The sequence below is a fragment of the Azospirillum sp. Marseille-Q6669 genome, assembly GCF_965111635.1.
Map to the genome: position 1 here is coordinate 925,602 of NZ_CBCOOP010000002.1, position 12,882 is coordinate 938,483.

Annotated in this window: 7 protein-coding genes; all 7 read right to left on the minus strand. The window is 67.9% G+C overall.

All coding sequences use genetic code 11. The annotated features are described in order from the left end of the window. Positions 1–2: 2 nt before the first annotated feature. Positions 3–488 carry a bacterioferritin gene (gene bfr, locus ACWPXE_RS15660; protein WP_014240606.1) on the minus strand — a complete coding sequence of 162 codons (486 nt, stop codon included), beginning with the start codon at positions 486–488 and terminating at the stop codon, positions 3–5. 123 nt (positions 489–611) lie between these two features. Beyond that, positions 612–2,801, minus strand: a complete 2,190-nt coding sequence (malQ, locus tag ACWPXE_RS15665; protein WP_454018561.1) for a 4-alpha-glucanotransferase — start codon at positions 2,799–2,801, stop codon at positions 612–614. 222 nt (positions 2,802–3,023) lie between these two features. Further along, positions 3,024–4,061, minus strand: coding sequence for a response regulator (locus ACWPXE_RS15670; protein ID WP_454018562.1), 1,038 nt, complete (start codon positions 4,059–4,061; stop codon positions 3,024–3,026). Between the two features lie 87 nt (positions 4,062–4,148). Next, positions 4,149–6,299, minus strand: a complete 2,151-nt coding sequence (glgX, locus tag ACWPXE_RS15675; RefSeq protein WP_454018563.1) for a glycogen debranching protein GlgX — start codon at positions 6,297–6,299, stop codon at positions 4,149–4,151. A gap of 191 nt (positions 6,300–6,490) precedes the next feature. Next, complete coding sequence (gene glgB / locus ACWPXE_RS15680) at positions 6,491–8,755, minus strand: 1,4-alpha-glucan branching protein GlgB (RefSeq protein ID WP_454018564.1); 2,265 nt, start codon at positions 8,753–8,755, stop codon at positions 6,491–6,493. 107 nt (positions 8,756–8,862) lie between these two features. Beyond that, positions 8,863–12,186 (minus strand): maltose alpha-D-glucosyltransferase, encoded by a 3,324-nt coding sequence (gene treS / locus ACWPXE_RS15685; RefSeq protein WP_454018565.1) that lies wholly within the window; start codon positions 12,184–12,186, stop codon positions 8,863–8,865. A gap of 179 nt (positions 12,187–12,365) precedes the next feature. Continuing rightward, positions 12,366–12,800 carry a bacteriohemerythrin gene (locus tag ACWPXE_RS15690; protein ID WP_454018566.1) on the minus strand — a complete coding sequence of 145 codons (435 nt, stop codon included), beginning with the start codon at positions 12,798–12,800 and terminating at the stop codon, positions 12,366–12,368. Between the last annotated feature and the right edge of the window lie 82 nt (positions 12,801–12,882).

Sequence of the window (12,882 nt, forward strand, 5' to 3'; positions counted from 1 at the left end):
GCTTACGATGAAGAATCCTCGCCGTAGATCTGCTCCTGCTGGTAGGCGGTCAGGCCCACGCGCTGGATCAGGTCGAGCTGGGTTTCCAGCCAGTCGATGTGCTCTTCGGTGTCCTCCAGAATCTCCCGGAAGATCTCGCGGCTCTGATAGTCGCGCACCGCGTCGCAGTCGGCGATGGCTTCCAGCAGATTGCCCCGGTTGTGGCTCTCGATGCCCAGGTCGGCGGTGAACATCTCCGGCAGGTCCTCGCCGATCTTCAGCTTGTGCAGGTCCTGAAGGTTGGGAAGCCCTTCCAGGAACAGGATGCGCTCGATCAGCTTGTCGGCGTGCTTCATCTCGCCGATGGATTCCTCGTAGACCTTGCCCGCCAGCCGGTGCAGGCCCCAGTTCTTCAACATGCGGGCGTGCAGGAAATACTGGTTGATGGCGGTCAGCTCGTTCGTCAGAATCGTGTTGAGGTGCCGGATAACCTTCGGATCACCTTTCATCTACCCCTCCGTCTTGATTGGCCACGCGGGATCGCGCGCGGCGCGCTGTTCTTTTGCCCGACGACTGCCGCCAAGTGTAAGCCAATAGCGCAGGATCGCAATCGGCTTCCGGTTCGGCTGGCTTCAGGACCGCTCGCCGCGGACCGCCTCGGCCAGCCGGCGCAATCCCTCGTTCTCGGCCATCGCCTCGACCGGCACGCCCAGGCGGCGGCGCCAGTTGGGGTGCTGGTCCACGGTGCCTGGCAGGTTCGGCTGCTCCACCTCGCCCAGCGCATCCTCGATCTGCACCATGGCGATGCGGCCCGGCGAGCGGGCGAGGTAGCGGTGAACCGCTTCCATCAGCTCGCGCGAGAAGGGTTGCGAACCCTCATTGTTCGGGTAGCGGACCGGGCGCAACCCTTCCCGCTCCAGCGCCTGAAGCATCCACCAGCGGTCCACGCCGCGGTCCCAGATGTCCTTGTTCCGTGCCGCCTCGTCGGGATAGAGGTCCAGTTTGGCGCGCCAGTCGAGATCGCGGTTGGTCCAGAAGCCCTTGAAGGTGGCGAGGTCGTGGGTGGTCACCGTGACCATGGCTCCCGCGGGATACTCCTGCGGCGCCTTGAACCCGCCGTCGGCGCTGCGCTCGAAATACAGCACGCGGTAGCTGAGGATGCCGGCCCGCTCCAGCGCCGGGCGGAAGCCCTCCGGCACGGTGCCGAGATCCTCGCCGATGACGATGCAGCCATTGCGGCGGCTTTCCAGAGCGATGATCCGCAGCAGGTCCTCGAACGGGTATTCGACATAGGCGCCGTCGCTGCCGTCCGCAGGAATCCAGAACAGGTGCTGCAGGGCCATCACATGGTCGATGCGCAGCGCCCCGGCGTGGCGCATGTTGGCGCGCAGCATGGCGATGAAGCTGCCATAGGCCGATTCGCGCAAGCCCACCGGCGACAGCGGGGCGAGGCCCCAGTTCTGCCCCTTCATGTTGAACTGGTCCGGCGGCGCGCCGACGTTGGCCCCCTGCACCAGGATGTCTGAATCCCCCCAGGCCGCCGCCCCGCCGGGATGCGCCGCCACGGCGAGGTCGCGGTAGAAGCCGATGGGCAGCCCGGCCCGCCGCCCGCGCTCCGCCGCCGTGCCCAGCTGGCGGTCGGCCTCCCATTGCAGATACTGGAAGAACTCCACCCGCTCGGCCTGCTCGGCGGCGAAGGCCTGGACCTCGGGGCTGTCCGGCTTCTGGAAGGCCGGTGGCCAGCTCCGCCACATCCACTGGGACGGGTCGCGGCGGTAGAAATGCTCGTGCAGCGCCTCGAACACGGCGTGGCGGCGCAGCGGCTCGCCCATCTCGCGCCGGAACGTCTCGAACGCCTCGCGCCGCGCGTCGCTCTCGCCGAGCGCGCGGAAGGTGGCGTGCAACGCCTCCAGAACCGGCATTTTCAGGGCGGAGACGGCGGGATAGTCCACCAACTCCGTCGCCCGCGCGGCGGCCAGCCGCTGCCGGAACTCCTCCGACGCGACGAGGGCCTGCGCCTGCGGCGTGGCCGCCAGCTCGGGCACCCGCTCCACGTCGATGTAGAGGCTGTTGAGGAAGGTCCGGCTGCTTGGCGAATAGGGGCCGATGTGGTTGGGGTCGGCCGGGAACAGCGCGTGCAGCGGATTGAGCCCGACCAGCCCGGCGCCGAGCCCCGCCGCCGTCTCGGCGAAGCGCCCCAGATCGTCGAAGTCGCCGATGCCCCAGTCGTCGCCGCTCTTCAGCGAGTAGAGCTGCAGCCCGATCCCCCAGGTCCGCCCGCCGGGGACCACATCCTCCACCGTCAGGCAGCGCTGCGGGGCGACGATCAGCACCGTGCCGCCCTCCAAAGTCCCGCCCATGCCCTGGGGCCGGATCACCACCGACAGCCGGTGATAGCCGAGCGGCAGGGTCGGTGGCAGGCGTGTCGAGACCGTTCGCCGCTCGTAGGCCACGCCGTCGAGCACGCGCTGTTCGGCCAGCGGCAGGTTGCCGACGCGCAGCGACGCGCGGTGGGCGAGTCCGCCCTCCTCGGTCAACGTCCAGGTCAGCTGCGCGTCCTCCAGCCCGGCCGGAACGGCCAGCGCGAGGCTGAGCGGCGCGCCCTCGTCGATCACCAGGACGGGGGGCAGCATCCGCCGCCACGACCGGTCCTCCACCGCATGCAGGCTCGCCGTCAGTTCCTCGCCGGTGCCGGCGGGGTAGCCCATGGCGGCGGACAAGGCCCGCTTCGTCGCGTCGGAGGTCTCGCGCCGGTTGCCCCAGATGTCATGGTAGAAGGGCTCGATGCCAAGCCGTTCGGCAAGCCGGTCGAGATCGCTCATTCAGGGGTCCCCGCGTTTGTCGGTCGTGGCGTCTTGGTGGCGTCATTCTGGCCGCAACGGCCTGCGCGCGAGCATTGCGCGTCGGGCCAATTCCGTCCAGCCCCGAACATTCGAATTTTCACATTGACCGCAACGCTTTCGCGCACGGCGACGGGGCAAGGGTGACAACGCGCCGCAACCCTGGATGATCCGGCCTTCTTCAGCGGCTCACCGTTTGCGGGATCACGAGCCGACCGCCTCTTTCGCGGCATCGCCATTCGCCGCGGGCACGATTGTGGCGGCCCGCGCGGCCTCCGCCTTGGCCTGCGCCATCTGCTCCAGGCGGGAGCGGTAGCCGGCCACGGCGACCGACACCTCCGCCATCATCGCATCGAGCGGACGGGCCGCATCCACCGCCTGCATCAGGTCGCGGGCGAGCGCGCGGACGCGCTCCAACTCTTCCGCCGCGACAGCACCCGATTCGGTCTGAAGGCGCAAGCGTTCCGCCATCATCTTCAGGGACTTGGCCACAGACTCCGCCGCCCCCGGCTCACTCAGATCGTCGAGGCGGCGCAGCAGGTCGTCGAGGAAAGCCGGGACGCGGGCCAGATGCTCCACCGCCATACGCTCCGGCGGGCGGCCAGCCAGGCCGGTGGCGGCGAACTCGATCAGGAAGGCGACCTGGACGCTGATGCGCAGCAGCTTCTGCTCGTTGACGAAGTGGTTGGCCTCGGCCATGAGCTGCCGGGCGTTGATGTGCGCCCAGCGGTTGGTCGCCTTCAGCCGCAGCGTGTTCGGCGCGTCGAGCAGCGGCACCTGGGCGCCCTCGCGCGGCGACTTGCGCCGGTCGGGGCCGGTGTAGTCGGCGGTCACCACGAACTTCTTGCGCGATTCGATCAGGGCGGCCAGCCGCTCCTGCACCTGCTTGGGGGAAACCGGTTTCACCAGCAGATCGTCGGCTCCGCTGTTGGTGACGCGCATGACCAGAAGCGGCGTCGGCTGCCACGTCGTGGCGACAATGCAGGCGTAGGGATTGCGGGTGTCCGGCTCGTTGCGCAGGCGGCGGATGAGGCGCAGCGCCTCCGCCTCCTCCCCGTCGATGTCCAGCAGGATCAGGTCGGGGGTGGCCGCCGCCGCCATGTCCGCCGCGTCCCGGACCGAGCCGTAGGTCTCCGCCCGCTTCATCCCCAGCCGCGCCAGAACCTCGCGCAGGACGCGCTGGGTGTTGGACTGCGTGTCGATGATGGCGGCGTCAACCAGGGAATAGTCGTAATCGGGCATGCATCGATTCCGCGGAAACCGGAGGTGGAAGGGCCACCTCAGGGCAGGACGTTAGCACAGGCGGAAAAGACCGCCTATTGACCCGCATCAACGAGCGGGTGAATCAACCTGCACGAACACCAGCGCGGCCCGCCCATCCACCGGCATCGTCCGCCCGGCGAGTTGCATCCGCCCGTCGCCGGCCCCGTCCACCACGCGGGTGTCGAGCACGCAGCGCCAGCCGCGCGCGTTGGGGACCTCCGGCAGGGTGACGTTGACCGTGTCGGTGTGGGCGTTCAGCACGATCAGCAGCACCCCGTCGTCCTGCGGCGCACCGTCCACCCCGGTGTAGGTTCCGGCATGGCCGTTCAGCAGCAGCATGATGCAGCGCGCGTGGCCGTTGCGCCAATCCTCCGCCGACTTTTCGACCCCCTGCGGCGTGTACCAGACGATGTCCTTCAAGCCGTCCGCGGAGGTGCGGCGGCCGTGCAGGAACACCGGACGGCGCAGCACCGGATGGGCCTTGCGCAGCGCGATCAGCCGCTTGACGAAGGCCAGCATCGGCCCGCCCTCGCCCTTCAGCCGCGCCCAGTCGAGCCAGGAGGTCTCGTTGTCCTGGCAATAGGCGTTGTTGTTGCCCTTCTGGCTGTGGCCGATCTCGTCGCCGGCCAGCATCATCGGCGTGCCCTGCGACAGGAACAGGGTGGCCAGCAGGTTGCGCTTCTGCTTGGCACGGGCCTCGCGGATCGCCGGGTCATCGGTCTCGCCCTCCACCCCGTGGTTCCAGGAATGGTTGGCGGAATGGCCGTCGCGGTTGTCCTCGCCGTTGGCCCAATTGTGCTTGTCGTTGTAGGAGACGAGGTCGTGCAGGGTGAAGCCGTCGTGCGCCGTGACGAAGTTCACCGACGACCAGGGCCGCCGCCCGCGCTTCTCGAACAGGTCCGATGAGCCGGCGATGCGCCCCGCCAGTTCCGGCAGCATGCCGTCGTCGCCGCGCCAGTAACGACGCACGGTGTCGCGGTAGCGGTCGTTCCACTCGGCCCAGCCCGGCGGGAAGTTGCCGACCTGATAGCCGCCGGGACCGACGTCCCACGGCTCGGCGATCAGCTTCACGTCGGCCAGCGCCGGGTCCTGCCGCACCGCGTCGAGGAAGCCCGAACCGGGGTCGAACCCATAGGGCTCCCGCGCCAGCACGGTGGCGAGGTCGAAGCGGAAGCCGTCGACATGCATCTCCGTCACCCAATAGCGCAAGCTGTCCATGACCAGCTGGAGCACGCGCGGGTGGCTGAGATTCAGGGTGTTCCCGGTGCCGGTATCGTTGATGTAGAAGCGCGGGTTGTCGGGGAGCAGCCGGTAGTAGCTGAGATTGTCGATGCCCTTGAAGGACAGGGTGGGGCCGAGATGGTTGCCCTCGCCCGTGTGGTTGTAGACCACGTCGAGGATGACCTCGATCCCCGCCTCGTGCAGGCGGGCGACCATGGTCTTGAACTCCGACAGCACGCCGGTGGTCATGTAGCGCGGCTCGGGCGCGAAGAAGCCGACGCTGTTGTAGCCCCAGTAGTTGCGCAGCCCCTGCCCGACCAGATGCCGGTCGTCGGCGAAGGACTGCACCGGCAAGAACTCCACCGAGGTGATGCCCAGCGCTTTCAAATAGTCGATCACCGCGTGGGTGGACATGCCGGCGAAGGTGCCGCGCAGCGGGGCCGGCACCTCCGGATGGCGCATGGTGAAACCGCCGACATGAGTCTCGTAAATCACCGTGTCCGACCAGGGCACCGCCGGGTGGCGGTCGTGCCCCCAGGTGAAGGCGCGGTCGACCACCCGGCATTTCGGCATGCCGCGGGCGTTGTCGCGCCGGTCGAAGGACAGATCCTCGCGCGTTGAGCCGACGCGGTAGCCGTAATGGGCGTCCGACCAGCGGAACGGCCCGAACAGCGCCTTGGCGTAGGGGTCGAGCAGGAGCTTGTTCGGGTTGAAGCGGTGCCCCACCAACGGCTCGTAGGGGCCGTGGACGCGGTAGCCGTAGAGCAGGCCGGGCCGGGCCTCCGGCAGATAGCCGTGCCAGACCTCGTCGGTGTGCTCCGGCAGGACGACCCGCTCGACCTCGCGCTGGCCGGTCTGGTCGAACAGACACAGCTCGACCTTCTCGGCGTGCGCGGAGAACAGGGCGAAGTTGACCCCGAACCCGTCCCAATTCGCTCCGAGGGGATAGGGCTTGCCGGGCCAGACGGCGGTGCGCGTGGCGGTGGAGATGGACATTGGGGCAGACTCTCCACGGACACGAAGGTCGGGCGGAACCGCAAGCGGCTTGCGCCGGGCGCAGCAGGTGACTTGGCCGAAGCGGATAGCCACCTGCTGCAATAAAGGAGCGGCGCACCGGTCGCGTCAAGTGCGGAACGCTGCCGTCCTCTTGTCCCTACGGGGGAAAGCCCTTCGGTGGAAGCCCGCCCCTACCCCGCCTTGCGTTCCAGCACCAGCGTGCCCAGCGGCGGCAGGGTCAGGGTGATGGAATGCGGACGGCCATGCCACGCGGTTTCCTCGCTCTCCACGCCGCCAGCGTTGCCGACGCCGCTGCCGCCATACTCCGGCGCGTCGGTGTTCAGCACCTCCTCGTACCGGCCCGGCAGGGTGACGCCGACGCGGTAGCCGTCGCGCGGCATCGGGGTGAAGTTGCAGACCACGATCACATGGTGCTCCGGGTCCTCCCCGCTCTTGCGCAGGAAGGCGAGGACGGAGTTGTCGCTGTCGTTGGCCTCGATCCATTCGAAGCCCGCCGGGTCGCAATCGGTCTGGTGCAGCGGCTTCAGCCCGCGGTACATGCCGTTCAGGTCGCGCACCAGCGCGTGCAGCCCATGGTGCAGCGGCTCCTCCAGCAGATGCCAGTCCAGGCTGCGCGCCTCGCTCCACTCGCGCCACTGGCCGAATTCACCGCCCATGAACAGCAGCTTCTTGCCGGGATGGGCGAACATGAAGCCGTAATAGGCGCGCAGGTTGGCGAACTTCTGCCAGTCGTCGCCTGGCATCTTGTTGATGAGCGAGCCCTTGCCGTGCACCACCTCGTCGTGGCTGAGCGGCAGGACGAAGTTTTCCGAGAACTGGTAGATCAGGCCGAAGGTGAGCTGGTGGTGGTGGTAACGGCGGTGGATGGGGTCCTTCGCCATGTACTCCAGCGTGTCGTGCATCCAGCCCATGTTCCACTTGTAGCCGAAGCCCAGCCCGCCGAGATAGACGGGCCGCGACACCGCCGGCCAGGCCGTGGATTCCTCGGCCACCGTCATGATCCCCTGATGGTGGCCGTAGGTCAGCTCGTTCATCCGCTTCAGGAAGGCGATGGATTCCAGGTTCTCGCGCCCGCCGAAGCGGTTGGGAACCCACTCGCCGGCCTTGCGGCTGTAGTCGAGGTAGAGCATGGAGGCCACGGCATCGACCCGCAGCCCGTCCAGCCGGTAATGCTCCAGCCAGAACAGCGCGTTGCCCAGAAGGAAGTTCTGCACCTCCGTCCGGCCGAAATTGTAGATCAGCGTGTTCCAGTCCTGATGATAGCCCTGGCGCGGGTCGGCGTGCTCGTAGAGGTGCGTGCCGTCGAACCAGCCCAGCCCGTGCGGGTCGGTCGGGAAATGGCCGGGCACCCAGTCGAGCAGCAGCCCGATCCCCGCCGCGTGGCAGGCGTCCACGAAATACTTGAAGTCCTCCGGCGTGCCGTGACGGCTGGTCGGCGCGTACATGCCGATCGGCTGGTAGCCCCAGGAGCCGTCGAAGGGATGCTCGGTGATCGGCAGCAGCTCGATGTGGGTGAAGCCGAGATCCTTGACGTAGGGCACCAGCCGCTCGGCCAGTTCGCGGTAGGTGAGGAAGCGGTCGCCCTCTTCCGGAACCCGCGCCCAGGACCCGAGATGGACTTCGTAGATGGAGATCGGCGCGGTCAGGTCGGCGCTGGCGGAGCGGGTCCGCTGCCAATCGGCGTCCTGCCAGTCGTAGGACGGCAGGCCGTGCACGACGGAGGCGGTCTGGGGGCGGAACTCGGCCTGGAAGGCGTAGGGATCGGATTTCAGCGGCAGCAGATCGCCGCCCGCCCCCTTGATCTCGAACTTGTAGCGCTGGCCGACGGTGGCGTGGGGAACGAAGATCTCCCACACGCCGGCTTCCGTCCGCTTGCGCATCGGCAGGCGCCGGCCGTCCCAGTCGCAGAAGTCGCCGACGACGCTGACCCGCCGTGCGTTGGGCGCCCAGACGGCGAAGGCCACGCCGGCCACCCCGTCGATCTCCCGCGGGTGGGCGCCCAGCCGCTCGAAGCTCTTGAGGTGCGTGCCCTCGGCCAGCAGATGGATGTCCAACTCGCCCAGGACGGACCAGAAGCGGTAGGCGTCCTCGAACTCCACCGTCGCCAGCGGGAATTGGACGCGCAGGCGGTAGCGGAAGCGCTCCTTGCGGTCGGGCAGAACGGCGACGAAGAAGCCCTCGTCATGGACCTTGTCGGCCTCGCCCGCCGGGTCGCCCGACGCGCTGTCGACCACCCAGAGCTTTTCCGCGCCGGGGATGAAGGCGCGGACCTCGACGGGCTGATCCTTGCCGGTCTGGTGCATGCCCAGGATCGCGAAGGGATCGCCGTGGTCGGCGCGGACGATGGCCTCGATGCCGCCGCTCAACGGCGACACGGCCTTCGGCGACGCTTCCTGCGCCTTGGCACGGTTTCCCGTTCGGATGTCGTTCGGCATCGGCTGACTTTCCCCTTACCCTTGCTCGTTCCTGGGGTGTGAACATAGCGCCGGGGCGTTTGTCACACCACGCCCGCGGCGTCCTATGTCCCGTTTCGGGTTTCGGCTCAGGACTCGCCGTCCAGAAGCCCCAGCACGCCCTTCACCGGAATGCCGATCCAGTTGGGCCGGTTGGCGGCCTCGTAGGCGATCTCGTACAGCGCCTTCTCCATCAAGAAGAGCGCCAGCAGGCGGCGGTCGCCAGCGGTTCCGTCCGGCACGTCCGGGCAGGCCCCCATGGCGGCGCGGTAGGACTCCAGGAAGCTCTGCATGCTGCGCCGCTCCCAATCGAGCGCCGCCTCCATCACGGCACCGGCCTCCTCCAGCGCGCCCGTCTCGTCGATCCGGAACAGCGCCGCCCAGGTGGCGTAGTTGAAGGAGCGCAGCATCCCCGCCACGTCGCGCAGCGGGCTGTGCTTGGCCCGGCGCTCCTCCAGCGACTTCGCCGGCTCGCCCTCGAAATCGATGATGTACCAGTCGTTCTGGGCGCGCAGCACCTGCCCCAGATGGTAGTCGCCGTGGATGCGCGTCTTGTCGCCCTGCGGCGGGGTGTCGGCCAGTTCGGCCAGCCGGTTCATCACGTCGGCGCGGCGGCCCAACAGGGATTCCGCCTGCTCGCGCACGGCGGGGGCCAGCCGGTCCAGCGCGCCGGGCAGCGCGGCGAAGGCGGCCTCGGCCTGACGGCGGGCGGCCTCGCCCCAGCCCTTCAGGTCGTCGGCGGTGACCGGTTCCGGATCGAAGGCCGGATCGCCGGTCCGCTTCGCCAGCGCGCAGTGAAGCTCCGCCGTGCGCTGGCCAAGCGTCGCCATCATGGCGGCGTGCATGCCGAAAGGTTCGCCCTCGGTCGGTTCCTCCGGATCGTGGGCGAGGCCGAGACGGATGTCGTCCAGCTCGCGCACCAGCGAATCGACGGTGCTGCTCCAGCCGTCGCCCTGATTGCGGACATAGCCCTGGAGAACGAACAGCGCGGTCGGCGTGCCGTCCTCCGCCACATGCTCGACGGAGCCGAGCAGAGGCGGCGTGTTCTGGAAGCCCGCGACCTCGGTCAGGAAGCGTCCGACCTCCAGTTCCGGATGGGCGCCGGGGGTCAGCCGGCGGAAGGCCTTCAGCACAGCCTGGCTGCCGACCAGGATGGAGCTGTTGCTCTGCTCGACGCCCAGGCGGCGGATCTCCGTGTCGTCGTCCACCACGAGGTCGGCCATGCAGGCCGTCGGCGAGAAGCGCAGGTGCCCGTGCGACGCCGGGATCTCCCGCCCCTCGCGCAGGGCGGTCAGCAGGCTGCGGGTAAAGGCGTCGGCCTGCATGGCATCGTAGATGGCGCCGGTGCGCGGGCCGCGCCGGGCCTTGGCCAGCGTGAAGGGCAGCAGCGGCCAGCCGGTGTTGCCAGCGTTCTCCTCCCAGCTCATGGCGAGCGGCAGGAAGTAGGATTGCGTGCCGCCACCGGAAAGCTCGACCTCGGTGTGGAGCAGCATGAAGCCGTCGCCCGGCCCGTTCAGCCGCGCGGACACCGGAACATGCGCGCGCTCGATCCGGCGGTCCTTGGCGGCGAACCAGCGCTGCTGCGGCAAATAGGCCTGCAGAATGTCGCGCGCCAGCTCGGCCTCCGCACGCCCGCTGATCAGGCTCTTCCAGCCGTCGCGCACCACAATGGTCAGCAGGTCGGGCACCGGCTCCGGCATCGTCTCATGCCAGGAGGGCAGCGCCGCCTCGGCGGCCAGGGCGAACCAGTAGAAGCCGTAGGCGGGGATGGTCAGCAGGTAGGGCAGATCGCCGACCGGCGGGAAGACCGTGCGGCCGAGCATCTCCACCGGCACGCGGCCGCGGAACTGTTTCAGATCCAGTTCCACCGCCTGGGCGGAACGGGACAGGTTGGCCACGCAGAGGATGACCTCGTCGCCCTCTTCCGTCGAATGGCAGCGCAGATAGGCCAGAACCTTGCGGTTGCCCGGATAGAGGAGCTGGAAGCTGCCGCGCCCGAACGCCTTGTGCTGCTGGCGGACGGCGATCAGCCGCTTCATCCAGTTCAGCAGAGACGACGGGCTGCGCTGCTGCGCCTCGACGTTGATGGCCTGGAAGCCGTAGATCGGGTCCTGGATCGCCGGCAGATACAGCCGCGCCGGGTCGGCGCGGGAGAAGCCGCCGTTGCGGTCGGGAGACCATTGCATCGGCGTGCGCACGCCGTCGCGGTCGCCGAGATAGATGTTGTCGCCCATGCCGATCTCGTCGCCGTAATAGAGCACCGGCGTGCCCGGCATGGACAACAACAGGCTCTTCAGCAGCTCGATCTTGCGGCGGTCGTTCTGGAGCAGCGGGGCGAGGCGCCGCCGGATGCCCAGGTTGATCCGCATGCGCCGGTCGGCGGCATAGAAGTCCCAGAGATAGTCCCGCTCCCGGTCGGTCACCATCTCCAGCGTCAGCTCGTCATGGTTGCGCAGGAAGATGGCCCACTGGCACTCGTCCGGGATGTCCGGCGTCTGGCGCATGATGTCGGCGATGGGGTGCCGGTCCTCCATGGCGACGGCCATGTAGATTCGCGGCATCAGCGGGAAGTGGAAGGCCATGTGGCATTCGTCCCCACCCTTCTCCAGGTCGCCGAAATAGGGCAGCACGTCCTCCGGCCACTGGTTCGCCTCGGCCAGAAGCATGCGGTCGCCATAGCCCTTGTCGATCTCCGTCCGGATGGCCTTCAGGACGTCGTGGGTTTCCGGCAGGTTCTCGTTGTTGGTGCCCTCGCGCTCCTTCAGGTAGGGCACGGCGTCGAGCCGCAGCCCGTCCACCCCCATGTCCAGCCAGAAGCGCATGACGTTCAGCACCTCCTGAAGGACCTTCGGGTTGTCGAAGTTCAGGTCGGGCTGGTGCGAATAGAAGCGGTGCCAGAAATAGGCCTGCGCCTCGGAATCCCAGGTCCAGTTGGACTTTTCCGTGTCGCAGAAGATGATGCGGGTGCCCTGGTACTTCTGGTCGGTGTCGGACCAGACGTAGAAATTGCGGTGGTTCGATCCCGGCTTGGCCTGACGGGCGCGCTGGAACCACGGGTGTTGGTCGGAGGTGTGGTTGATGACCAGTTCCGTGATGACGCGCAGGCCGCGGTCGTGGCATTCGCGCAGAAAGCGCTTGAAGTCCTGGAGATTGCCGTAGGACGGATTGACCGCCTTGTAGTCGGCGATGTCGTAGCCGTCGTCGCGCAGCGGCGAGGGGTAGAAGGGCAACAGCCACAGCGTGGTGACGCCAAGCTCCTGGATGTAGTCGAGCTTCTGCGTCAGGCCGGCGATGTCGCCGATGCCGTCGTTGTCGGCGTCGTAGAACGCCTTGACGTGAAGCTGATAGATGACCGCGTCCTTGTACCAGAGCGTGTCGTTCCGATCGATCCGGCCATTGTCCGAGTTCTTCATACCGCCCCGTCGCTCCGCTGGTCTGGTGGAGCGGGGCCACCGCACGGGCGGGGAATCCCGCGCCCATCCGGCAGCCGCGCCACATCATAAACCAGTTAGAGTTGGGTCCGTTCCACGGCAAAGGCAACGTTGGACGCGAAACCTGCGATGGCGGACCACCATCGGAGGCGGTGCAGGACTCAGGCGGAGACCCACCTTCGCTTGGTGCCCGGGGTCAGGCTGCGGTAGACGCCTTGGTCCTCTTCGATGAAGTGCGCGATCAGGCGGTGTTCGACCCAGTTGGTCAGTTCGTTGGGCGTGCAGAAGACGACGCCGTACGGCCCCTCGAACCGCAGGGCCAGCAGTTCTTCGGTGATCTGCCGGTGCAGGCGCTTGTGCTTCTCGACGGCGGCGCTCTTGGCGTCGATCCAGAACTGTTCCTCGTCGGAGAAATGCTCCTCCGTGTACTTCACCAGGGCGGCGAAGGCGTTCTGGATGATCTTGTAACCCTGCCCCGCCGCGACCGCCATGTGCAACAGCCCGGCCAGTTCCAGAAGGGTCCGGTGCTGTTCGTCGATGGACTCGTTTCCGACCGTGTATTCGGACTTCCACGGGAAGCGGGCGGATGGCTGCATGGGGGGCCTGCCGACGAACGGCTGTGCTGAAGGTGCGGGGAACGCCGCAAGATAGCATCCCAAACCGTCCGCCGGGGTCGGA